Origin of the sequence: Xanthobacter agilis (assembly GCF_021730435.1) — a bacterium.
Lineage (GTDB): Bacteria > Pseudomonadota > Alphaproteobacteria > Rhizobiales > Xanthobacteraceae > Xanthobacter > Xanthobacter agilis.
Window position 1 is genome coordinate 35,968 of the sequence record NZ_JABWGX010000020.1, and the last position, 21,131, is coordinate 57,098.

The 21,131-nt window shown below is 67.7% G+C and carries 23 protein-coding genes; 5 read left to right on the forward strand and 18 right to left on the reverse strand.

Annotated elements, in window-relative coordinates:
- Nucleotides 1–92: 92 nt before the first annotated feature.
- Entirely contained in the window at nucleotides 93–392 is a 300-nt protein-coding gene (locus HUW53_RS14815; RefSeq protein WP_237346537.1) for an antibiotic biosynthesis monooxygenase family protein, read from the reverse strand.
- 151 nt (nucleotides 393–543) lie between these two features.
- Between HUW53_RS14815 and HUW53_RS14820 the strand changes: the two genes are divergently transcribed.
- Together HUW53_RS14820 and HUW53_RS14825 are read left to right on the forward strand one after the other, a co-directional pair.
- Nucleotides 544–957: an EVE domain-containing protein gene (locus HUW53_RS14820; protein ID WP_237346538.1), complete on the forward strand. Its 414-nt coding sequence runs from the start codon at nucleotides 544–546 to the stop codon at nucleotides 955–957.
- The gene (locus tag HUW53_RS14825) at nucleotides 924–1,616 is read left to right on the forward strand and encodes a class I SAM-dependent methyltransferase (protein ID WP_237346539.1); all 693 of its coding nucleotides are present in this window, start codon (nucleotides 924–926) and stop codon (nucleotides 1,614–1,616) included. The genes HUW53_RS14820 and HUW53_RS14825 overlap by 34 nt, the downstream gene beginning before the upstream one ends.
- A 107-nt stretch (nucleotides 1,617–1,723) precedes the next feature.
- Here the strand turns inward: HUW53_RS14825 and HUW53_RS14830 are convergent, their stop codons facing one another.
- The 9 genes from HUW53_RS14830 to crcB all read right to left on the reverse strand — a co-directional run bounded on the left by HUW53_RS14830 (nucleotide 1,724) and on the right by crcB (nucleotide 10,063).
- A complete protein-coding gene (locus HUW53_RS14830) occupies nucleotides 1,724–2,095 on the reverse strand; it encodes a DUF423 domain-containing protein (RefSeq protein WP_237346540.1) in 372 nt (123 codons plus the stop codon).
- Nucleotides 2,096–2,485: 390 nt separating this feature from the next.
- The gene (locus HUW53_RS14835) at nucleotides 2,486–3,277 is read right to left on the reverse strand and encodes an ATP12 family chaperone protein (protein WP_237346541.1); all 792 of its coding nucleotides are present in this window, start codon (nucleotides 3,275–3,277) and stop codon (nucleotides 2,486–2,488) included.
- On the reverse strand, nucleotides 3,262–4,008 hold the full coding sequence (locus HUW53_RS14840; protein ID WP_237346542.1) for an HAD-IA family hydrolase: 747 nt from the start codon (nucleotides 4,006–4,008) through the stop codon (nucleotides 3,262–3,264). The genes HUW53_RS14835 and HUW53_RS14840 overlap by 16 nt, the downstream gene beginning before the upstream one ends.
- A complete protein-coding gene (locus HUW53_RS14845; protein WP_237346543.1) occupies nucleotides 4,005–4,820 on the reverse strand; it encodes a zinc ribbon domain-containing protein in 816 nt (271 codons plus the stop codon). Before HUW53_RS14845 ends, HUW53_RS14840 begins: the two co-directional genes overlap by 4 nt.
- A 182-nt stretch (nucleotides 4,821–5,002) precedes the next feature.
- On the reverse strand, nucleotides 5,003–6,817 hold the full coding sequence (locus tag HUW53_RS14850; RefSeq protein WP_237346583.1) for a TRAP transporter large permease: 1,815 nt from the start codon (nucleotides 6,815–6,817) through the stop codon (nucleotides 5,003–5,005).
- Nucleotides 6,818–6,972: 155 nt separating this feature from the next.
- Nucleotides 6,973–7,590 carry a TRAP transporter small permease subunit gene (locus tag HUW53_RS14855; protein WP_237346544.1) on the reverse strand — a complete coding sequence of 206 codons (618 nt, stop codon included), beginning with the start codon at nucleotides 7,588–7,590 and terminating at the stop codon, nucleotides 6,973–6,975.
- 238 nt (nucleotides 7,591–7,828) lie between these two features.
- Nucleotides 7,829–8,515, reverse strand: coding sequence for a hypothetical protein (locus HUW53_RS14860; RefSeq protein WP_237346545.1), 687 nt, complete (start codon nucleotides 8,513–8,515; stop codon nucleotides 7,829–7,831).
- Nucleotides 8,512–9,600 carry an RluA family pseudouridine synthase gene (locus tag HUW53_RS14865; RefSeq protein WP_370877851.1) on the reverse strand — a complete coding sequence of 363 codons (1,089 nt, stop codon included), beginning with the start codon at nucleotides 9,598–9,600 and terminating at the stop codon, nucleotides 8,512–8,514. Before HUW53_RS14865 ends, HUW53_RS14860 begins: the two co-directional genes overlap by 4 nt.
- 73 nt (nucleotides 9,601–9,673) lie before the next feature.
- Nucleotides 9,674–10,063, reverse strand: coding sequence for a fluoride efflux transporter CrcB (gene crcB, locus HUW53_RS14870; RefSeq protein ID WP_237346547.1), 390 nt, complete (start codon nucleotides 10,061–10,063; stop codon nucleotides 9,674–9,676).
- A gap of 240 nt (nucleotides 10,064–10,303) precedes the next feature.
- Between crcB and HUW53_RS14875 the strand changes: the two genes are divergently transcribed.
- Nucleotides 10,304–10,558, forward strand: coding sequence for a PepSY domain-containing protein (locus tag HUW53_RS14875; RefSeq protein WP_237346548.1), 255 nt, complete (start codon nucleotides 10,304–10,306; stop codon nucleotides 10,556–10,558).
- Nucleotides 10,559–10,643: 85 nt separating this feature from the next.
- Here the strand turns inward: HUW53_RS14875 and HUW53_RS14880 are convergent, their stop codons facing one another.
- From HUW53_RS14880 to HUW53_RS14890, 3 genes are all read right to left on the reverse strand, one after another.
- Nucleotides 10,644–11,951: an O-acetylhomoserine aminocarboxypropyltransferase gene (locus HUW53_RS14880; protein WP_237346549.1), complete on the reverse strand. Its 1,308-nt coding sequence runs from the start codon at nucleotides 11,949–11,951 to the stop codon at nucleotides 10,644–10,646.
- A 192-nt stretch (nucleotides 11,952–12,143) separates the two neighbouring features.
- The gene (locus tag HUW53_RS14885; protein WP_237346550.1) at nucleotides 12,144–12,695 is read right to left on the reverse strand and encodes a CoA-binding protein; all 552 of its coding nucleotides are present in this window, start codon (nucleotides 12,693–12,695) and stop codon (nucleotides 12,144–12,146) included.
- A 35-nt stretch (nucleotides 12,696–12,730) separates the two neighbouring features.
- Nucleotides 12,731–13,507 (reverse strand): TatD family hydrolase, encoded by a 777-nt coding sequence (locus tag HUW53_RS14890; protein ID WP_237346551.1) that lies wholly within the window; start codon nucleotides 13,505–13,507, stop codon nucleotides 12,731–12,733.
- Between the two features lie 130 nt (nucleotides 13,508–13,637).
- On the opposite strand from HUW53_RS14890, the gene HUW53_RS14895 reads away from it, so the two are divergent.
- Nucleotides 13,638–14,204, forward strand: coding sequence for a biotin transporter BioY (locus HUW53_RS14895; protein ID WP_237346552.1), 567 nt, complete (start codon nucleotides 13,638–13,640; stop codon nucleotides 14,202–14,204).
- Nucleotides 14,205–14,233: 29 nt separating this feature from the next.
- Here HUW53_RS14895 and HUW53_RS14900 read toward each other — a convergent pair whose 3' ends face one another.
- Nucleotides 14,234–14,737 carry a hypothetical protein gene (locus HUW53_RS14900; protein ID WP_237346553.1) on the reverse strand — a complete coding sequence of 168 codons (504 nt, stop codon included), beginning with the start codon at nucleotides 14,735–14,737 and terminating at the stop codon, nucleotides 14,234–14,236.
- A gap of 494 nt (nucleotides 14,738–15,231) precedes the next feature.
- Here HUW53_RS14900 and HUW53_RS14905 point away from each other — a divergent pair, with 494 nt between their 5' ends.
- Nucleotides 15,232–16,440, forward strand: a complete 1,209-nt coding sequence (locus HUW53_RS14905) for a methyl-accepting chemotaxis protein (RefSeq protein WP_237346554.1) — start codon at nucleotides 15,232–15,234, stop codon at nucleotides 16,438–16,440.
- Between the two features lie 42 nt (nucleotides 16,441–16,482).
- Here the strand turns inward: HUW53_RS14905 and metG are convergent, their stop codons facing one another.
- The 4 genes from metG to HUW53_RS14925 all read right to left on the reverse strand — a co-directional run bounded on the left by metG (nucleotide 16,483) and on the right by HUW53_RS14925 (nucleotide 21,109).
- The gene (gene metG / locus HUW53_RS14910) at nucleotides 16,483–18,042 is read right to left on the reverse strand and encodes a methionine--tRNA ligase (RefSeq protein ID WP_237346555.1); all 1,560 of its coding nucleotides are present in this window, start codon (nucleotides 18,040–18,042) and stop codon (nucleotides 16,483–16,485) included.
- Between the two features lie 97 nt (nucleotides 18,043–18,139).
- On the reverse strand, nucleotides 18,140–19,174 hold the full coding sequence (locus tag HUW53_RS14915; protein ID WP_237346556.1) for a DNA polymerase III subunit delta': 1,035 nt from the start codon (nucleotides 19,172–19,174) through the stop codon (nucleotides 18,140–18,142).
- On the reverse strand, nucleotides 19,171–19,833 hold the full coding sequence (gene tmk / locus HUW53_RS14920; RefSeq protein WP_237346557.1) for a dTMP kinase: 663 nt from the start codon (nucleotides 19,831–19,833) through the stop codon (nucleotides 19,171–19,173). Before tmk ends, HUW53_RS14915 begins: the two co-directional genes overlap by 4 nt.
- 70 nt (nucleotides 19,834–19,903) lie before the next feature.
- Entirely contained in the window at nucleotides 19,904–21,109 is a 1,206-nt protein-coding gene (locus HUW53_RS14925; RefSeq protein ID WP_237346558.1) for a D-alanyl-D-alanine carboxypeptidase family protein, read from the reverse strand.
- Nucleotides 21,110–21,131: the final 22 nt, after the last annotated feature.

Genomic DNA, 21,131 nt, shown 5'->3' on the forward strand with positions numbered 1-21,131 from the left:
CTCGCGTTGGTCCACGCCACACCCGTGATCGAATGGAGAAGGCCCCGGCGATGCTGTTCGCCGGGGCCTTTTTCATGTGTCCCGTCGCGTGTTCAGAAGGCGGTGAAGGCGACCGCGTGGTGTTCCACCTGGGGCGGGCTCGCCATGTGCGGCCCGGCGAGGCGGCGCCACTCCTGAAACTCCGGTGCGTTGCGGAAGTGCACCATGTGGTCTTCCACGCTGTCCCAGGTCACCACCAGGAAATAGCGGCTCGGTGTTTCCACGGACCGTTCCAGCTTGAGACCCCGGCAGCCACGCGAACGCTGGAAGAAAGGGGCGGCCTCCTTCACCGCCGCCTCGAAGGCTTCGGCGGCGCCGTCCTTGATCTCGATGGTTGCGACCTCATAGACCATGCTCGAGTCCTCCTTGGGGCGGGGGGACGCCGCGGCGCTTCTCATACATCATCCCGCGCGCAACAGGGGCCGGCGTGGTGCCCAAGCCGCTTGCAAAGGCGCGGGGGACGCGGCACACCATCCCTGTTCTTCACAGCATTTCGAGTGTCTCATGGCCCATTGGCTCTACAAATCCGAACCCTTCAAATGGTCCTGGGACATGCAGGTGAAGGCCGGCGCCAAGGGCACCCATTGGGACGGCGTGCGCAACCACCTCGCCAAACAGCAGATGCTGGCCATGAAGATCGGCGACACCGGCTTCTTCTACCATTCCAACGAGGGCAAAGAGATCGTCGGCATCGTCGAGGTCATCAAGGAGGCCTACCCCGACCCCTCCGACCCCACGGGCAAGTTCGTGATGGTGGACCTCAAGGCGGTGAAGCCGCTCAAGACCCCCGTCAGCCTCGCCACCGTCAAGGCCGATCCGCGCTTCCAGGAAATGGCGCTCATCAAATATTCCCGCCTCTCCGTGCAGCCGGTGACCGACGAGGAATGGGAGCTTCTGTGCGCCATGGGTGGGGTGTGAGTCGGCCCATCGCCGACCCGGACGCCTTCATCCGCGCCGAGACTCGCCTGCGACCCACCGCTCTGGTGCCGGAAATCGCGCTTCATGTGGCCGACGAGGCGGTGCCCATCTGGCATCGCACCGAGGAAGAATTGGGCGAGATGGGCCTGCCGCCACCGTTCTGGGCCTTTGCCTGGGCCGGTGGGCAGGCGCTGGCGCGCCATGTGCTCGATCATCCGGATACGGTGACCGGGCAGGAGGTGCTCGATTTCGCCTCCGGCTCGGGGCTGGTGGGCATCGCCGCCATGAAAGCCGGCGCCGCCGCCGTGACCTGCGCGGATATCGATCCCTTCGCCTTGAGCGCCATCGCCCTCAACGGGGCGGCCAATGGCGTGGTGCTGCGGCCATGGGGGGAAGATCTCATCGGCCGGGATCTCGGCTGGGGCACCGTGCTCGCGGGTGACATCTGCTATGAGAAGGACCTCGCCGAGCGGGTGTATGCTTGGCTGCTCGATCTGTCCCGGCGCGGCGCCCGCGTGCTCATCGGCGATCCGGGGCGCACCTACCTGCCCAAGGATCGCCTGGAGCAGCTCGCCGAATATCATGTTCCAGTGACGCGCGAGCTTGAGGACATGGACATCAAGCGCACCTGCGTGTGGCGCCCGCGCCCGGAGGGTTAGGGCCTCTTCCGACGCAAGGGATGCCCCGTGTGAAGAAAAGGCCTGAATGCAACAGCCGGAGCGATGGCGCGCGCGGGACAGGCGCTTGCAGGATAGGCGCTCGCGGCTCAGGCCCGGCGCGCCACCAGGGCGGTGCCGGCCACCACCAGCCACCCCGCGATCATGAGACTGCCACCGAACGGCGCGCTGCCGCCGAGCAGCTTCGCCTCCAGCAAGGCGCGGGAGGACAGGTCCCCGCTGAACAGCAGGGCGCCGAACACCAGCGCCGATGCGCCCAGGCGCAGCGGAAAGCTGCCGCGGGTGAGCTGGAGCGCGAGCGCAGCCAGCCCGCCCACCGCGGCGGCGTGCAAAATCAGGAAATAGGCTGCTGTTTCCAGCGTGGCGCCGCCGCCCACATGGGCCGCGACCGCCGCCGCGGCGACACCACAGGCGCCCATGAGCCCTGCGAGCAGAAGCAGAATCCGTGTCCAGAGATCCATTAGCACGGTACCTCCATATGCGTATACTTATAGGACGCCAGAGCAATTTCAGTAAAAGTGTGAGGCGCATTTGCGCCGAAGCAGATGGCTAGAGCGTTTTCGGCCGAGCGCGGCTCATCGGATAGCCCCTGCGTTGCGGCAACGATTTCGCCATTTGAAGTAGACGGCGATTGCGGCGCGTTTGACGAAGTCCCTGAAGTTGACGAGAATCTTATCGTGTTGTGTTGCAACGCGTCGAAATTCTTTGATTTTGTTGAAGACACGCTCGATCCGGCTGTGCTCATTGTGGAGCTCCGTGTCGTGGCCGCGCCGCAGCTTGCGCTCCCGACAATCGGGGCCTCACGCCGATCGCCCTCGCCGCGATGAAGCGCGCGGACACCACGGGCGAGATCAGGCGGCCACGTCGGCACCGAGGCGCAGCGCGGTGACGGCGGCATCCATTTCCACCCGGCGGGCGGCGCGACGGGCGGTGGCGGCCTCGTCCTCCCCCCACAGCTCGCGGTTCCAGTCCTCATCCACATGAGCGGCCTGCCATGCGGTATCAGCGTCGATCACGCCCTCGGCCACGGCCAGCGCCAGCAGGGCCGAACCGGTGAGGGTCGTCATCACATGCACCGCCGCCAGCGGCAGCGCCGCGCCGGGGAGCAGGGCCGCGACCCGCGCCAGGGAGTCCCCCGGCTGGGCCACATGGCACACCCCTTCCGACAGGAAGAACGGCGCCCCATGGGTCTCCCGCGCCCAGTCCAGGACCGGATCCCAGTGCCGCGCCTGCCGCTCCACCAGGGCGGTCGGCCCCTCGGCGCGGTAGAACAGCATGTCCGTGCCGGCATAGCGCACCACCTCGTCGCGCACGGCATCAGCCTCCGGCGCAACCCGGTCGATGGCCACATTCGCAAGGCGTGTCAAAGGCATGGACAGCGGATCGATCTCGCGCGCCTGGGCGTCCCATTCCTTCGCCAAGGCCTCGGCAAGGGCGCGGGTCGGGACCAGGAGCAGGTTGCGCGCCGGCGTCCGCACCGCCCGACCATCGAGCAGAAGGGTGAAGCCGCCTTCGGCCGCGCTGACCGTCACATCCTTATAGAAGCGCTTGGGCCGCGCCGGCCGCAGTGCCGCCTGGGCCCGCGCCACGGGATCGGCCGGCTCTGCGCCGCCCGCCTCAAGGTCTGTCAGCAGTTCGCGCATCCTGGTCCTCCCGCGCGCGCGCCTGAAGCCGATGCCAGCAGGTCCGCCACCGCCTCCGGCACGTCGTGGAAGCGCTCGACCACGCGCTGGGCGCCGGCGTGCCACAATTCATCCGTGGCGTGATAGCCCCACGACACCCCGAGCGCCGCCGCACCGGCGGCGCGCGCCATCGCCATGTCATAGGAGGTGTCACCCACCACCACGGTGCGCGCCGGGCCGATGCCCACCTCCATCATCGCCTGCTGTACCATGGCCGGATGCGGCTTGGAGGGCGCGTCGTCGGCGGTCTGGATGGTGGTGAACCAGCCATCCATGTCTTGAGCCTGCAGCACCCGCGCCACGCCACGCCGGGCCTTGCCGGTCACCATGCCCAGCACCACGTCGTCGCGCGCCCGCAACGCCGCCAGCACCTCCCGCGCGCCGGGAAACATGGGCTCCGGCGGCTGTGCGTCCCGCAGCCGCATGAAGGCGCTGCGATAGGCCTCCGCCATCTGCGCCACTGGATAGGCCGCATCCCCTTGCGCCAGCACCGTGAACGCCTCCGGCAAGGACAATCCCACCACCGAGAGCAGCCGTCCGCGCTCGGGCACGGCAAGGCCCATCGCCCCGTGGGCGTCGTGCATAGCGGCGACGATCATGTGCTGGCTGTCCACCAGCGTGCCGTCGCAATCGAACAGCACCAGGGTGAGCGGAGCCTCTGGCGTGGCGGAAGAACCGTCAGGCAAACTCATCGCACGGACATCTTCTGGGTTGCGATATCATAGACCCATGTGGCCCCCGAAGGGTCCTGAAACAAGATCTCCTTGAAGCCACGCTGCTCGCACTGCTTGGGGAAAGGCCCCGCGACGATCAGCTCGGCCGCCGTCTTGGCGGAGAAATTGAACTTGATGGTCAAGGTGGTGTCCTGGGGCCCCGAGGTGCTCACCTGCAGGTCGAGGCCGTTCTGGGCGAAGCTGTCCTGCTTGTTCTTGGCAAAGGCGCGGCGGGATTCGGGATCACCCGCCGGGGCGTCCTCCGCCGGCGCCACGGGGGTCGTGGGCGTCACCGCCACGCGCGGCGCCGAATCCAGCGCGGCGGCCCCCGGCGGCGGGGCAAAGGGCATGGCCGGCGGTGTCGTCGCAGGTTCAGGCAAGACGGCGCGCGGCGGCGCAGGCGCAGCGGACAGGGGCGCGGCCGGCGGCGGCGCGAGCGGCGGCTCGGCTGCCACGGGCGGCGGCGAAACGGGCGCCGCGGTCGGCACGTCCACGCGCGGCAGCACGTTGACCGTCGGCGGCACCGCAGATTCCGCCGCGGCTTCTGGCGCCTGAGCCGTGACCGCGGCCGGCGGTGCCACGGGCGCTGACGCCGAGCCCCGCGGCGCCGGCGACGACAGCACCCACCACACGAGGGCACCGGCCACGAGCGCGACGACTGTGCCGGAAAGCCCCACCACCACCGGCGTCAGGACGCCCGAGCGCAGGGAGCGACCGCAGAACGGGCACTGCGTCTCCTCGGGATAGACCTGCGCGCCGCAGCCGGGACAGAAGTCGTGCTTTGTGTTCATACCTCACCGTCTCCGTCGCCCGCCGACTGGCTCGCCAGACCGGTCCGCGGCACCTGCCCCGCCGGGCCGATTCGACCGGGGCGAGCTTGCGTCTCCCCGACCATGTCAGGAGAGCCTGATTTTTCAGCCCCGCCCGCACGGCGGCGCCGAAAAGCAGCTCTAACAGAGCAATGTGGCAGCGCCTAATTGGGATTGCCGAAATCCAGAGCGGGCGGTGGCGCAGCGTCGAGGTTCGGAGACAGGCTGTCGAACTGCTGCTGAATCTGCTGCTGATCGAGCTGCACGGCACTGCCCTTGTAATGGGTCACCATCTGCGGGAACAGGACGATGAGCGCCACCATGATGAGCTGAATCACCACGAACGGCACCGCGCCCCAATAGATCTGGCCGGTGGTCACGGGCTGGGTGAGCTTGCCCGTGACCCGATCGAGGTAAGGCGTCTTGGCTGCGACCGAGCGCAGGAAGAACAGCGCGAAGCCGAACGGGGGATGCATGAACGAAGTCTGCATGTTCACCGCCAGCATCACGCCGAACCAGATCAGGTCGATGCCGAGCTTGTCCGCCGCCGGTCCCAGCAGCGGAATGATGATGAAGGCCAGCTCGAAATAGTCGAGGAAGAAGGCCAGCACGAACACCAGGAGGTTCACCGCGATCAGGAAGCCCGTCTGCCCTCCCGGCAGTGACACCAGCAGCTCTTCCACCCATTTGTGCCCGTCCACCCCGTAGAAGGTGAGCGAGAACACGCGCGCGCCGAGCAGGATGAACAACACGAACGCCGACAGCTTGGCGGTGGAATAGGTGGCCTGCCGCATCAGGTCGAACTTGAGCCGCCCGCGCGCCGCGGCCAGCGCCAGCGCGCCCACCGAGCCCATGGCGCCGCCTTCGGTCGGGGTCGCGACGCCGACGAAGATGGTGCCGAGCACCAGGAAGATGAGCGCCAGCGGCGGCACCATCACGAACACCACCTGCTCCGCCAGCTTGGACAACAGGTGCAAACGGAACACCCGGTTCACCACCGCGATGACGAAGGCGAGCGCCACCGTCGCCGACATGGCGAGCACCACATAATCCGAACCGAACTTCACGCCGCTGCGCCCCATGAGCACGATCGACAGGGCGATGGCGAGGGCCAGCGTGAGATAGAGCGAGGGCGTGAGCAGCCGCGCCGTTCCGGCCATGATGAAATAGAGCACCACGAACGCGCCCACGCCCCACACCACCGTGTTGGCAACGGCGGGCAGCAGGTCGGCGCTGAGATGCGGCAGGCCGCCGGTGGCGATCAGCAGAGCAAAGCCGGCAGCGGTCAGCGCCCCGAGCACGCGGGCGAAACCGGTCTTCTCGTCGGGCGTACGCAGGGTCTGCGCCGCCAGCGGCAGGCCGGGCGCCGCATTCGGGAAGAAGGACGAGACGATGAAGATGTAGACTGCGTAGAGCCCCGCGAGCATCAGGCCGGGGATGAAAGCCCCCTCGTACATGTCGCCCACCGAGCGGTTGAGCTGGTCGGCCATGACGATGAGCACGAGCGAGGGCGGAATGATCTGCGCCAGGGTACCCGATGCCGCGATGACGCCGGAGGCCACCCGCCGGTCATATCCATAACGCAGCATGATGGGCAGCGAGATGAGGCCCATGGAGATCACCGAGGCCGCCACCACGCCGGTGGTCGCGGCAAGCAGCGCGCCCACGAAGATCACCGCATAGGCAAGGCCGCCGCGGATGGAGCCGAACACCTGCCCGATGGTATCGAGCAGGTCCTCGGCCATGCCGGAGCGTTCCAGGATGAGGCCCATGAAGGTGAAGAACGGCACCGCAAGCAGCACCTCATTGTTCATGGTGCCATAGACGCGCTCGGGCAGCGCCTGAAGGAAATCCGGTCGGAACAGGCCGAGCCAGATGCCGACGAGGCCGAAGATGAGGCCGTTGGCTGCCAGCGAGAAGGCAACTGGATACCCCAGCAACAGGAACACCACCAGTGCCACAAACATGATGGGCGCCATGTTGTGGATGAACCAGCCGCGAAAGCCGGGCTCGGCGGCGAAGGCGGTGTCGGGGAGGAACGAGACGAGCGCGAACGCCGCAAACAGCACGACGGCCAGATGCGCGAGACGCGGGCGGCGCAGGGCCGAGAACAGTGCGAGCATCATCGGCCTCCTCAACGCTCGGTCTTCGGGAGAGCGGCTGCGGAATCAGCCTGGCTTTCGAGCAGGCGCTCGGCTTCGGCGGCGAGCGCCGCATGGCTGCCGCCAGTGCCCTCGTTGGGGTCCTCCATGCGCCCGGTGAAGATGGCCACGCGCTTGATGAGCTCGGAGATGCCCTGCAGCGTGAGGAAGAAGAAACCCAGAGGTACCAGCGCCTTGGCCGGCCATTGTGGCAGGCCGCCGGCATTCAGGGACTGCTCGTCGATGGCGAAGGAGGAAAGAAAGAACGGCACCGAGGTCCACAGCAGCAGGATTGAGAACGGCAGCAGGAAGAACAGGTGGCCGAAGATATCGATGCCGTCCCGGACCCGCTTGGAGAGGTGGGAATTCACAATGTCGATGCGGATATGCTCGTTGTCGAGCAGGGTCCACGACGCGCACAGCAGAAACACGGCCGAGAACAGCACCCATTGCAGTTCCAGCCACGAATTGGAGCTGAGGTCGAACACCTTGCGCACCACGGCATTGGTCGCCGAAACGAAAATAGCGGCGACGATGAGCCAGGCGGCAATCTTGCCGATGCGCCTGTTGACCGCATCGATGCCGCGGGCGAGCGCAAGCAGGGGTGTCATGGGTTACGTCCCTCGGGCGACCGTTTATCGCAGGCCGCCTGCATTGACGAAAACGGCAGCCCATTGAGGCGGCACCATAGGCGAACGGGACCACACTTCAAGTGCAGCGGCGGTCAAATCGCCCCGCCCGGCCCTGTGGCGGCCTTCTGATGTGGACACGCTTAAGACAAAAGTCGCACGCCACGCGCTTCTACCGCGTTGCACAAGACGAGTTGCCGCGCAGATCCCCGCCACAACCTCATTCCGGCTTTTCCGCCCAGGGGACAGGCCCCGGCAGCGCCGGCCCGCGCGCGAAGGATCCGGTCGCGCGCGTCCACAGAACGGCCGCGCCGACGCCGGCGACGGGGCTCGACCCGACACACCAGACCTGGATATCGGTGCCGTTGCGCGGCAGCAGCGCCACCATCGGGCCAAGCCCCTCCCAGGCTGCGGCTTCTTCCACCACTTCGGGGCTTTCGCCGCGGCACAGGTCCGCCCCTAGATCCTGGGGCCACACCTGCCCGGTGACGAGGTTCCAGCGTCCCGACGCGCGGGAATAGAAGCGCAGCCGCCCGGCAAAGGGTCGGCCCACCCGCACCGCCACCTCGCTCAGCCCCACCAGGGGCGCGCCTTCGGAATCGATCCAGGCCGCCACTTCGGTCACCATGCCATCGGCGCGGTCCATATCGCCCCGGTCGGTGAGGCGCAGATAGAATCGCGGCACGTCGAGCAGCACCGAAACCCGCGCCCGTTCCCCATAAAGCAGGCCGCCCGACGCGGTCGGCCCGTGGGGTGAAAGGGTGATCTCATAGGCCGGAAAGCCGTTGGGCTGCGCGATCTGCAACTCGCGATAAAGGTCCAGGATGTCCGGCTCCTGCGCGCGCCCCACCGCCGGCGCCACCAGAAGGGCGAGCAGCAGGAGCAGCCGCGGGAGGGGCGCCCTCATCCCTCCGGCGCCTCCAGGATCGGATCGTACTGGCTGGCGTCGAAGCCGAGCACGGCGAAGGACTGGGCCATGTGCGGCGGCAGCGGCGCCGACACGTCGATCACCCCCTGCCCGCGCGGATGGGGAATGACGAGCCGCCGCGCCAGAAGGTGCAACTTGTTCTGGAGGCCGCCGGGCAGCTCCCAGTTCTCGATGTTGAAATACTTCGGATCGCCCACGATGGGATGTCCGATGTGCGCAAGATGCGCGCGCAGCTGATGGGTACGACCGGTCACCGGCTTCAGCGACAGCCAGCTCATCTTCTGCGCCGCCTGATCCACCACCGCGTAATAGGTCACCGCGTGGCTCGCCTCGTCCTCGCCGTGGCGGGCGACGCGCATCTTTTCCTCTTCCTCGTCGCGGGCGAGATAGGTGGAAATGCGGCCCTGGCGGGGCTTTGGCACGCCGGGCACCAGCGCCCAATAGACCTTGCGCGCCTCCCGCGAGCGGAAGCTCTTGGCCAGCACCGAGGCGGCAAGGCGGGTCTTGGCCACCAGCAGGCAACCGGAGGTATCCTTGTCGATGCGGTGGACGAGGCGCGGCTTCTGGCCGTCCTTGTCGCGCATGGTCTCCAGCAGCCCGTCCAGATGGCGGTAGGTGCCGGAGCCGCCCTGCACCGCAAGGCCGAACGGCTTGTTGAGCACCATCACGTCCTTGTCCTCATAGAGGATCAGGGATCGGAGGAAGGCGAGATCGTCATTCACCTTGACGCCCGGTCGCGCGGCCTTGGCCGGGACGCCGCCCGGCCCCGTGCCGGCGGCGCTTCCGGTCCGGCCCGCGGCATTCGGGGCACCCGGCGCCGCCGGGGCCTCCTCGCCGTCGCCGAGCGGCGGCACGCGCACGGACTGGCCGGGATCAAGACGGGTGGAGGTCTTGACGCGACCGCCATCGACCCGCACCTGCCCGGTCCGCACCAGCTTCTGGAGGTGACCGAAGGACAGGTCGGGATAATGCAGCTTGAACCAGCGGTCGAGGCGCATGCCGGCCTCGTCCTCACTCACCGTCTTCAGTTCAACTGCCATCTTGTGTCGATCCTCGGGCGCCATCGCTCGCGCGTTCACGACAGGCAATAGTGCATGGCGGGCGCGCCGTCACGTCTCGACCGTCGCGGCCCGCTGCTCAGGTGAGGGTGCGCACCAGCCAGATACCCGCGAACACGCCGAGAAAGCCGAATACCACCGATGCCGCCGCATACAGCAGGGCAAGACCACTGTCGCCCCGCTCCATCAGGAAAAAGAAATCCAGCGAGAACGTGGAGAAGGTGGTGTAGCCGCCCAGCACACCGGTGGTGAGGAACAGGCGCATGCTCTGGGTCCAGCTTTCGCCGTCCTTGAAGGCGAAATACCCCATGATGAGGCCCATCAACAAGCTGCCGGTGACATTGATGAAGAGGGTGGCGAAGGGAAAGCCGACCCCGAGCAGCCTGGGGATGGTGAGGTTCACCAGATGGCGCACCACGCCGCCGAGGCCTGCACCCAGAAACACCACAAGAACGGGATGGAAGATCATCTGCGGCACGGCTCCCCCTCGCGTCGGCTGGAAACGATGAACGGTTTTGCTCCACGGCACCGGCGCGATCATGCCCGCCAGCCGCCATGCTGGAGGTCGCACTGTTGGACGCGATTGTCCATCGCCCGGTCACGCCGCGATACACGCCGGGATGGTAGGTGCCATTCGTGAGGATGTAACATCGGCGTCGCTACAATCGCGACCGTCGGGCCGCGACTCGCACTTTGGGGGATGAGTCAGATGAAGATGCAAATTCTTGCCGCAATGGCTCTGCTCATGGTCAGCAGCGGAGCCGCGTTCGCGGATCGCGCGCTCACCGCGGATGAGCAGGAAAAAGTCCAGGCCGCGCTCACCGCGCAAGGGTGCAAGGGCGGCTCCATGAAGGTCGACGACGGTCTCTTCGAGGTGGACAACGCCACCTGCGCGGACGGTCACGTCTACGACTTCAAGTTCGGCCCGGACTATAAGCTGCTCCACAAGGACTTCGAGCACTGATCGGCTCTCGCCCGGCCGCAGGACGCGGCCAGGCGAATGGACGGGTGGAGCCGGATGTCTCCACCCGCAACGGTCCGAACCCGGCTCAGACCTTGGCGAGCGCCTGGTCGAGGTCGGCGATGATGTCCGCCACATCCTCGATGCCCACCGAAAGGCGCACCACTTCCGGCCCGGCGCCGGCGATCACCTTGGCTTCGTCGGTGAGCTGGCGGTGGGTGGTGGACGCGGGATGGATGATGAGCGAACGCGTATCGCCGATATTGGCGAGGTGCGAGAACAGTTCCACGTTCGACACCAGTTGGACGCCGGCTTCGTAGCCCCCCTTCAGGCCGAAGGTGAACACGGCGCCCGCGCCCTTCGGCAGGTATTTTTGCGCCAGGGCATGGTAGCGATCGCTCTCAAGGCCGGGATAGCTCACCCACGCGACCTTCGGATGGGCCGCTAGGTATTTTGCCACGGCAAGGGCGTTGTCGCTGTGCCGCTGCATGCGCAGACCCAGCGTCTCGATGCCGGTAAGGATGAGGAACGCATTGAAAGGCGACAGCGAGGGGCCAAGATCGCGCAGCCCCAACACCCGCGCGGCGATAGCGAAGGCGAAATTGCCGAAGGTCTCGTGCAGCACCAAGCCCTGATATTCCGGGCGCGGCGCGGTCAGGAACGGATAGCGCCCGGAGGCGGACCAGTCGAAGGTGCCCCCGTCCACGATGACGCCGCCGAGCGAATTGCCGTGGCCGCCCAGGAACTTGGTGGCCGAATGCACGACAATGTCGGCGCCGTCCTTGATCGGCTGCCACAGGTAGGGCGTCGCCAGCGTGTTGTCCACGATCAGCGGCACGCCGGCCTTCTTGGCGATGGCGGAAATGGCCGCCACATCCACCACCACGCCGCCGGGATTGGCCACGCTCTCGATGAAGATGGCCTTGGTCTTGTCGGTGATCGCCGCCTCGAAGCTGGAGACGTCGTCCGGGTCCGCCCACTTCACGTTCCAGCCGAAGCTCTTGAAGGCGTGGCTGAACTGGTTGATGGAGCCGCCATAGAGCTTGCGCGAGGCGACGAACTCATCCCCCGGCGTCAGCAGCGTGTGGAACACGAGGTGCTGCGCGGCATGGCCCGAGGCCACCGCCAGCGCCGCCGTGCCGCCTTCCAGCGCCGCCACCCGCTCCTCCAGCACCGCATTGGTGGGGTTGCCGAGGCGGGTGTAGATGTTGCCGAACGTCTGCAACCCGAACAGCGCCGCCGCATGGTCCACATCATCGAACACGAACGACGTGGTCTGGTAGATGGGGGTCGCGCGCGCGCCCGTGGTCGGGTCGGGCTGGGCGCCGGCGTGAATCGCCAAGGTCGCGAATCCCGGCTCGTGCACGGGGGCCTCGGGGTTGGTCTCGTCGGTCATCGGGATCCTCCCAGGATGCCGGCCCCTTGGGCCGTCGTTAAGTCTTATATTCCGATGTATTTTGTTGGAAAATACATTTTTTTCGCGGCTTGCCCCAAGGCGCGCGAATGCCCATGCCTTCGCGCCTCGAAACACGCAAGCCTCGCAGGGGTTTAACAAATTCCCGGCGGGTCAAGCCCGCGCGGCGTGGCGTCAGGCGCCCGAAGCCGGCCCCTGGGGCTTGCGGGAGGCGATGGAAAGCCGCTGCACCCCCTCCCCCAGCCGCTTCGGCCGGCGCGACGACAGGGTTCGGGAGTTCACGCCGGTCCAGCCGATCTCGCCGGAGAGGCGCGCATATTCGATCTTCGGGCAGCGGTTCATCACCACCTTGAGCCCGGCGGATTCGGCCTTGGCGGCGACCTCGTCGTTGCGCACCCCGAGCTGCATCCACAGCACCTTCGGCGGGGGCACGAGGGCCGCCACCTCCTCCCACACGGCCGGCAGGTGCTCCGGCGCGCGGAACACGTCCACCATGTCGATGGGCTCGGGCACGTCGGCGAGGCGGGCGACGAAGGTGAGCCCGGCCACCACCTTGCCGGCCTGCCCCGGATTGACCGGGAACACGCGATAGCCGCGCTCGGAGAGGTATTTCATCACGAAATAGGACGGCCGGGCGCTATTGGTGCTGGCGCCGACGATGGCAATGGTGCGCACCTCTTCCAAGATGCCGCGGATATAGCTGTCGGCGTACTGATCATGGTTCATGGCCGCCTCCCGTTCTGTCGTCCTTGCCCGCGGCGTCAGAGCTTCGCCTTGCGGAACAGCCGGGCGAAGTTGTCCGTGGTGGCCTGCGCCACCTGCTCGGCGCTCACACCACGCGCCTGCGCCAGCACCTTGGCGGTCTGGGTCACGAATGAAGGCTCGTTGCGGCTGCCGCGATGGGGCACGGGCGCGAGATAGGGCGAATCCGTCTCCACCAGAATGCGATCTTCCGGCACCGTGGCGGCAATGGCCCGCAGATCCTCGCTTTTCTTGAAGGTGATGACCCCGGAAAAGGAGATATAACCGCCCAGCGCCAACGCCCGCCGCGCCAGTTCCGGGCCGGCGGTGAAGCAATGCAGCAGGAAGGGAAAGGCGCCCTTGGCGCTTTCCTCCTCCAGGATGGCGGCGGTGTCATCGTCCGCGTCGCGGGCGTGGATCACCAGCGGCAGGCCGGTCTCGCGCGCGGCGGCGATGTGGGTACGGAAGCCCTGCTCCTGCGCCGCGCGCGGGCAGGTGTCGTAATGATAGTCGAGCCCCACCTCGCCGATGGCCACCACCTTGGGGTGCGCCGCCAGGGCCACGAGGTCCGCGGTGGTCACATCGAGTTCCTCGACCGCGTAATGGGGATGGGTGCCCACGGAGCAGCTCACCGCGTCGAACCGCTCGGCGATGGCGCGGATGGCCTCAAACTTCCGCACCCGCGTCGAGATGGTGACCAGATGGCCGACGCCCGCGGCCTGCGCGCGCGCCACCACGTCCGGCAGTTCGGCGGAAAAATCGGGGAAATCCAGGTGGCAATGGCTGTCGACGAGCATGGCGGGTCACGCATATCCGGAAGATGACCCTTCCCATAAGCCCATCGGCGCGCGCCGTCGAGGCGGCGCGACAGCCGGTGGGCGGCGTGCCAGGATGCCGCCCCTCGACTCGCCCAGCAGGAGTTCCAACGTGCCGCCCTTCCGCCCCGCCTTCCAGCGCCTCGCGGAGGCGTCCCTGCCATGGGCCGCCGCGCTCGTGGTGCTCTCGGTCGCGCTGCTGGCGTGGAGTGCGCAGGTGTCCCTTCCGGTCCAGCCGGTGCCCATCACCCTGCAAAGCTATGTGCTGCTCACCCTCGCGGCCCTGTTCGGCTGGCAGCTGGGAGCGCTCGTGGTTGCCGCTTATGTGGCGCTCGGGCTGGCTGGCCTGCCGGTGTTCGCCAACGGGGGGAGCGGGCTGGCCGTGCTCGCGGGTCCGTCGGCCGGCTTCATCGCGGGGTTCGTGGTGGTTGGCGTCGGTGTTGGCGCGCTCCAGCAATATTGGGCCCGGCTGCGTCCGCTACCCCTGTTCGCCACGCTGGCGCTGGGCCATCTGGTGCTGATGGCCATGGGCGCGGGCTGGATCGCCATCAAGGGCGGCTATGCCGTGGCCTTGGACAAGGCCTTCCTGCCCTTCCTGCCGGGCGCGGCGGTGAAGTCCATCGCCGCCCTCGCCACCGTGATCGTGGTGGAACGCCTCGCGGGCACGCCCCGGCACTGAAGCCGGGATGCGCGGACGTTCAAGGCCGCTCAGACCGAATCGGCAATTTCCTTCTTGAGGGCTTCCGCGTCCGGTCCCGGCATGGCGATGGCCCGCACCACCTCACCCGGACTGCCCGGATTGGTGACGATGGACGCCTCCAGCGACACCGTGACCGCGCCACCGGACGTGTTGAAGATGTAGTCCAGCCGGAACGCCGCATTGGAAGAGGCCCCGTTGGTGCGCTTCAGCGCTTCATCCGGCGGCAGGCGCTTTTCCGCCACGAGCTGGGCCGGTTGATCGACGGTGATGGCATAGCCGCGCGCGCGCCGCGCGGTGGCCAACCGTCCGCGGACCAGGGTCGCATCCGCAGCAGGCAAGCGCACCTCGATGCGGGGCACCGTGGGCCCCTCGGGCACCGGAGGCGGCGCCCCGGCCGGCATCATGGGGGGAATCGGGTCATAATTGGCCGGGGTCTGAGCCACGCGATCGCTCGAACAGGCTGTCACGAGCAGCACCGCAGCGAGTCCAAACACCCCTTTCAGCCTCGTCATCGGCACTGCTCCCGCAACCTCCCCGTCCAACGGCGCCACACGCCTCGCACGACGGCGGCACCCTAAAGCATTTTCCCGCATCATTGAATTGCGAAAATCCATGAACCGGTTGTCCTAGCGTCATGCGGATCGCCGACAGCCGAGTCGCCTACGCGCAGGGAGGGGCGCCGTCCGGCCCGCACCGGTGTCGAACGGCGCCAATACACAAAGAAACCCGCCTCCGCGCCTGCACGAATATGTCGCATAACGCGGACCGACCGCCACAAAAACCAAGCGAGAGAAATCACTCGACGGCCAGGGCAGAGTGCCATGCAGAATTACGCTGCACCGCAAAATCAATGCGTTGGATCAAAATCCGCGAACCTTTCCTTGCACGCGCAATGGACAGCGGCGCCGCGCCGACGCAAGCTGAGAACAGGGAGAGCCGGCGGTACCACTTGCCGGAAAATATTGTTCCTGCAAAGAAACAATGAACGCCTGCAGGGGAAAGCCATATGGACGCCTACAGGGACCACACCGTTGTCACCAACGGCGGGGGGGCGGTGATCGTCGCCTCGGCCGCCGAGGACCGGACCGGCGCACTCGCCGCCGGCATCACGCAAGCGGCGCGCTTGCTGGGAGACCTCAGTTGCCTGCTCGCCTGGGGCAGCGGCAATGCACAGCGCCTGTCGGGAGAAAGCGTCGCCATCTCCGGCGCGGTGGAGGAGCTGGCCCGCACCACCGACAACATCGCCTCGGCCGCCACCTCCACCTATGACCAGTCCACCGACGCCGCCCGCATCGTGTCGCAGACGGTGGGACAGGCGGCCCAGGCGGCAAGCGCCATCGGCGACATCGCCTCGGCCTTTTCCGACATCCAATCCCGCATCGGGCAACTCACCCAGGCCATCCGCGCCATTGGCGAGATGGCGCGCGACATCGACACCATTTCCAAGCAGACCAAGCTCTTGTCGCTCAACGCCACGATCGAGGCGGCGCGGGCCGGGGCGGCGGGCCTCGGCTTCGGCGTGGTGGCCTCGGAGGTGAAGGCTCTGTCCGAGCAGACCGCGCGCACCACCGCCAACATCAGCGCCAAGCTGGCGGAGCTCAATCAGGTGCTCGCCGCCGTGTCCCAGGCGGTCGCCGATGGCGGCGGCCGGGTGGAAAGCGGCACCCGCGCCTTCAATGAGGTGTCGCGCAACATGGATCAGGTGTCGGAGCGCGTGGGCGGCGCCACCGAGCGCATCGAAAGCATCAGCCACGCCTTGGGCGAGCAGAAGACCGCCACCAATTCCATCGCCGCCTCCCTCGCCGAGGTGGCCCGCCTCGCGACTCAGAACAAGGCCGATGGCGATTCGTCCGGCGCCTTGCTGGCCAAGGCCCAGGCCGCCGCGATGACGGTGCTCGACGGCCTGGACGTGGACGGCGACCATGCCTACACGCCGATGACATTCGCGGCGGAACTCGCCAACTGGCGCGGCGCCCTCGCCCAATGCCTCGTCGGCGCCCGCGCGGATCGGGCCTATGACGACCCGCCGTTCGGCGCCGAGCGGCTGCTGCCGCCGATCGTGCGCGAGGCCGTCGCGCCCCATCTGACCGCCATCCGCGCCGCCGCGCGGGAGCTGGGGCGCAAGCTTCAGGCCGGGGATATTGAAGGCGCGATCAAGGCCTACACCACCGCCGACGGTCACCTGACGGAGGTCACCACCCGCCTGGCCGGGTGACGGCCGAACCGTGCCCGGCCGCAGGACATCCCACCGCCCCGGTCAGGCCGAGGCGGTGTCGGGCTCCACATAGCGCGGGAACACCCCGACCGGCGTCGGCAGGCGCAGGCCCGCCGACAGGCGGTGGGCGGGTCCCAGCCGGTCGAAGCCGCGCGCATCCGGCGGCACCGCCACGAGGTCAAGGAGCTTTCCAGCGCTCTCCGGCATCACCGGCTGCACCAGGATGCCCACCTCGCGGATGATTTCCGCGGTCACCCACAACACGGTCGCCATGCGGGCGGGATCGGTCTTGCGCAAAGCCCAGGGCGCTTGCGCGGCGAAATAGCGGTTGGCGTCCGCCACCACCGCCCACACCGCATTGAGATACTGGTGGATGGCCTGGGACGACATGGCCTCCCGCGCCTTTTCCAGAATGCCGTCGGCGAGCGCCACGATGGCCTCGTCCTCCGCCGAAAGCGGACCCGGCTGCGGCACCACGCCGTCGAGATTCTTGGCGATCATGGACAAGGAGCGCTGGGCGAGGTTGCCAAGGTCGTTGGCAAGATCCGCGTTCATGCGCGCCACGATGGCCTCGTGGCTGTAGGAGCCGTCCTGGCCGAACGACACCTCGCGCAGGAAGAAATAGCGGATGGCGTCCACGCCATAGGTGGCGGCAAGATCGAACGGATCGACCACGTTGCCCACCGACTTCGACATCTTCTCCCCGCGGTTGAACAGGAAGCCGTGGCCGAACACCCTTTTGGGCGCCTCCAGCCCCGCCGACCACAGGAAAGCCGGCCAATAGACCGCATGGAAGCGGATGATGTCCTTGCCGATGACGTGCAGATTCGCCGGCCAGTAGCGCTTGAACAGCTCGCCCTCGGTGTCCGGATAGCCGAGCGCGGTGATGTAATTGGTCAGCGCGTCCACCCACACATACATGATGTGCTTGGAATCGCCGGGCACCGGGATGCCCCAATCGAACGTCGTGCGCGAGATGGAGAGATCCTGGAGCCCGCCGGACACGAAGCTCACCACCTCGTTGCGGCGTGCCTCCGGCATGATGAAGCCGGGGTTCTGCGCATAATAGGCCAGCAGCCGGTCCTGATAGGCGGACAGGCGGAAGAAATAGCTCTCCTCCTCCACCCATTCCACCGGCGTGCCCTGGGGGCCGAGCCGCACACCATCGGCGTTCAACGCCGTCTCGTCCTCGGCGTAATAGGCTTCGTCGCGGACTGAGTACCAGCCGGAATAGGTGGATTTGTAGATGTCGCCCCTGGCCGCCATCTTCTCCCAGATGGCCTGGCTCGACGCGGCGTGCCGCGCCTGGGTGGTGCGGATGAAATCATCGATGGACAGGCCGAAGGTCTCGACCATGGCCTGGAAGCGCGGCACGTTGCGTTCCACCAGTTCGCGCGGTGTCAGACCCGCCTTCTGGGCGGTCTGAAGCATCTTGATGCCATGCTCGTCGGTGCCGGTCAGGAACCGCACATCGTAGCCGTCGAGCCGCATGAAGCGGGCGATGCAATCGGATGCGATGGCCTCATAGGCATGGCCCATGTGCGGCACACCATTGGGATAGGCGATGGCGGTCGTGATGTAGAACGGCGGCTTCGTCGACATGGGCAGCTCTTGGACGTCTCTTCGACCGCACCGGCGGCCGGGGCGGATCGAGGTCTGGCCGACCACGGCCGGGCCGGCGCCCGGGTCTTACCCCAGTCTAGCGCACGGCGTCGGCGAGGTCGGCAAAGATGCGGAACACCAGCGCCTTGCGATCGAGGTTGAACACATCCGCCTCGACCGCGTTGCGCCGCACCTTCTCCCACACCTCGCCCAGCCGGACAAGGCGATGGGGCGTCTCGCCGCCGCCGGTGGCGCGCGCGGCGATGTAATCGCTCACCGCCTCGATGAACAAGGCAAGGCCGTCGCCCCGGTCGCCCTGCAGGCGCGCGCCGAGGGCGTGCAGTTCTTCCGCCTTGGGCGCCGGCAGTTGATCGAGCGCCCGCAGGGTGGCCGATCGCACCTCCATCCCCTCCCCGCGCGCCAGCACCACCGCCCGGCGCACGCTGCCCTGGCTTGCCTCCGCCGCCGATGGCAGAAGCGCGGGATCAAGCTCCACGCCCTGGGCGCGTAAATGGTCCAGCGCCGCCAGCACCTCGTCCGTGTGCAGCGGGCGCAGGCGCACCAGGCGCGTGCGCGAGCGGATGGTGGGCAGCACCCGCCCCGGCGCATGGGAAATCAGCAGGAACAGCGCCTGCGGCGGCGGCTCCTCCAGGGTCTTCAGCAACGCGTTGGCGCCGAAGGCGTTGAGCTCGTCCACCGCATCCACGATGCACACCCGCCAGCCGCCCCCGGCCGCCGTGGCGCCAAAGAAGGCGCGCACGCGGCGCACCATTTCCGCCGGAATCACCGTGGGGATCTTGTCCTCACCCGCCTCCGGCGCGCGGCGCAGCACCAGCAGGTCCGGATGGGTGAGAGAGGAGACCTGCCGGAACACCGGATGTTGCGCCGGCAGGTCCAGCCCCTGGGCACCGACCAGAGCCGCGGGGCCGGCGAGCACCGCGCGGGCGAGCCGATAGGCCAAGGTCGCCTTGCCCACCCCCTCCGGACCGCCCAGCAGCAGCGCATGGGGCAGCCGGCCCGCGCGCCAGTCGGCGGACAGGTCCGCCTCCAGCGTGGCATGACCGAACAGGTGATCCTGGCTGCGCGGATGCGGAGCATCGGGCAGCACATCCCCGGCCAGCACCTCGCTCATCGCATCGCCTCGGCGCCGGTCGACTCCAGCGCGAGGCGCGCATCCACCAGCGCGGCGATCCGGACGGCCACGGCCTCCGCGGCCGGGGTCGCGTCGACCACAGCGCACCGTTCCGGTTCGGCCGCGGCGAGGGCGAGGAAAGCATCGCGCACCGCGCCGTGATAGGCCAGCCCCTCCCGCTCGAACCGGTCGGCGACAGCGCCCTTGCCACGAGCGGCGGCGCGCCCCAGGCCCACCTCGGGCGGCACATCGAGCACCAGGGTGAGATCGGGCCGGGCCTTCACGCACACCCGCTCCAGCCCGCGCAGCAGCTCCGGCTCCACATGGCCGACGACGCCCTGGTATACACGGGTGGAATCCATGAAGCGATCGCACACCACCACGGTGCCCGCCGCAAGCGCCGGGGCGATGAGCACCGCCACGTGATCGGCGCGAGCCGCGGCGAACAACAGCGCTTCCACGCGCGGCCCGAGCGGCTCGGCCGCGCCCGACAACAGCACATGGCGCACCGCCTCGGCCCCCGCGGAACCGCCCGGCTCCCGTGTCTCCACCACCCGGCGCCCCCGGGCGCGCAGATGGGCGGCCAACAGCCGTGCCTGGGTCGACTTGCCGGTGCCTTCGCCGCCTTCCAGGGTGATGAACAGGCCGCGCGCGCTCATCGTGACGCGTGCGCCTGGTGGCGGGAGACAGATGATCGGTCCATGGGGTCGCCCTTGAAGCTTCGGGCCGTCATTTATGCAGCTTCGCGACCGCCTGCGCCACGAGCCCGCGCGCGGAATCCCCGAGGAACGTCATTCCACCGTCGAGCGCGCGATCCCAGAGCGAGCCCACGGGCACATCTTCCCGCGTGAAGAGCGGCACCTCCAGCACCTTGATGTCGCCGCGCGTCACCTCCATCTGGCCCACCTGCGTGCCCTTGGCCACCGGCGCCTGAAGGGGGCCGGTGTAGGACACGCGGGCGGTGATCCTTTCTCCACCCCGGCGCGAGGTGAGCACCCGTACCGGTCCCCTGGCGGTCAACCCCACCGAACCGCTGGCGCCGCCGAAGACCTGCGCCCGGCCGATCTCAGCATCGGCGGCGAAAATCTCCCGCTGCTGGAACGACTGGAAGCCCCAGTCCAGGAGCTTGCGCGCCTCGTCGAGGCGCTCCTTCTCCGATTTGGCGCCGAGCACCACCACCACGAGGCGCTGCCCGTTCTGCACCGCCGAGCCGAGAAGGTGGTAGCCGACCTCCTTCAGCCACGCCTGTTGCAAGCCGTCAGCGCCCACGCCCGCCGTCAGCAGGGTGTTGCGGTTGCGCTGCTTGATCTTGTTCCAATCGATGCCCGGCAGAGCAAAGATGGCGTATTCCTTCGGAAAGGTCCGGATGATGAACTGCGCCAGCGTCGCCATGTCCCGCGCGGTCGAGAGCTGGCCGGGATCGGCAAAGCCGGTGGCGTTGCGAAAATCCGAATTGCTCATGCCGATGGTCTTGGCCATCTGGTTCATGAGGGCGGCGAACTCGCCCTCGGTCCCCGAGACGCCCTCGGCCAAGGCGATCGCAGCGTCGTTGCCCGAGACCACGATAGCGCCCGCCAGCAGATCCTCCACCCGCACCGGCTTGTTCACCTCCGCGAACATGGCCGCGCCACCCGATGGACCACCCCCGCGCCGCCAAGCATTGACGCTGACGGTGAAGGGCGTGTCGAGCGTGATCTTGCCCGCCTTGAGCTGGGCGAAGACCACTTCCGCCGTCATCACCTTGGCGAGGCTGGATGGCTGGAACTGCCGATCGGCATCCTTTTCATACAGAATGGTGCCGGTCTCATAGTCCACCAGGATGGCGGCCGGAACGTGCGTCTGGAAGGTGCTCTCGGCCACGCTCGGCCGCGGCGCCAGCACACCGAGAGCGGCGCAAACCACAACCAGGAGACGCAAGAGAATACGTATGCTCACGAGACGAGACCCGATTCCGATG

Coding starts and splice junctions, on each gene's coding strand:
- HUW53_RS14825 (WP_237346539.1), top strand. CDS start 924: ATGGGAGCTTCTGTGCGCCATGGGTGGGGTGTGAGTCGGCCCATCGCC.
- HUW53_RS14835 (WP_237346541.1), bottom strand. CDS start 3,277: ATGCGCGAACTGCTGACAGACCTTGAGGCGGGCGGCGCAGAGCCGGCC.
- HUW53_RS14890 (WP_237346551.1), bottom strand. CDS start 13,507: ATGCTCGTCGACAGCCATTGCCACCTGGATTTCCCCGATTTTTCCGCC.
- HUW53_RS14860 (WP_237346545.1), bottom strand. CDS start 8,515: ATGAGGGCGCCCCTCCCGCGGCTGCTCCTGCTGCTCGCCCTTCTGGTG.
- HUW53_RS14820 (WP_237346538.1), top strand. CDS start 544: ATGGCCCATTGGCTCTACAAATCCGAACCCTTCAAATGGTCCTGGGAC.
- metG (WP_237346555.1), bottom strand. CDS start 18,042: ATGTCGACGAAGCCGCCGTTCTACATCACGACCGCCATCGCCTATCCC.
- HUW53_RS14815 (WP_237346537.1), bottom strand. CDS start 392: ATGGTCTATGAGGTCGCAACCATCGAGATCAAGGACGGCGCCGCCGAA.
- HUW53_RS14915 (WP_237346556.1), bottom strand. CDS start 19,174: ATGAGCGAGGTGCTGGCCGGGGATGTGCTGCCCGATGCTCCGCATCCG.
- HUW53_RS14840 (WP_237346542.1), bottom strand. CDS start 4,008: ATGAGTTTGCCTGACGGTTCTTCCGCCACGCCAGAGGCTCCGCTCACC.
- HUW53_RS14905 (WP_237346554.1), top strand. CDS start 15,232: ATGGACGCCTACAGGGACCACACCGTTGTCACCAACGGCGGGGGGGCG.
- HUW53_RS14845 (WP_237346543.1), bottom strand. CDS start 4,820: ATGAACACAAAGCACGACTTCTGTCCCGGCTGCGGCGCGCAGGTCTAT.
- HUW53_RS14850 (WP_237346583.1), bottom strand. CDS start 6,817: ATGGCGCCCATCATGTTTGTGGCACTGGTGGTGTTCCTGTTGCTGGGG.
- HUW53_RS14865 (WP_370877851.1), bottom strand. CDS start 9,600: ATGGCGCCCGAGGATCGACACAAGATGGCAGTTGAACTGAAGACGGTG.
- HUW53_RS14885 (WP_237346550.1), bottom strand. CDS start 12,695: ATGAACCATGATCAGTACGCCGACAGCTATATCCGCGGCATCTTGGAA.
- HUW53_RS14900 (WP_237346553.1), bottom strand. CDS start 14,737: ATGACGAGGCTGAAAGGGGTGTTTGGACTCGCTGCGGTGCTGCTCGTG.
- crcB (WP_237346547.1), bottom strand. CDS start 10,063: ATGATCTTCCATCCCGTTCTTGTGGTGTTTCTGGGTGCAGGCCTCGGC.
- tmk (WP_237346557.1), bottom strand. CDS start 19,833: ATGAGCGCGCGCGGCCTGTTCATCACCCTGGAAGGCGGCGAAGGCACC.
- HUW53_RS14875 (WP_237346548.1), top strand. CDS start 10,304: ATGAAGATGCAAATTCTTGCCGCAATGGCTCTGCTCATGGTCAGCAGC.
- HUW53_RS14830 (WP_237346540.1), bottom strand. CDS start 2,095: ATGGATCTCTGGACACGGATTCTGCTTCTGCTCGCAGGGCTCATGGGC.
- HUW53_RS14880 (WP_237346549.1), bottom strand. CDS start 11,951: ATGACCGACGAGACCAACCCCGAGGCCCCCGTGCACGAGCCGGGATTC.
- HUW53_RS14855 (WP_237346544.1), bottom strand. CDS start 7,590: ATGACACCCCTGCTTGCGCTCGCCCGCGGCATCGATGCGGTCAACAGG.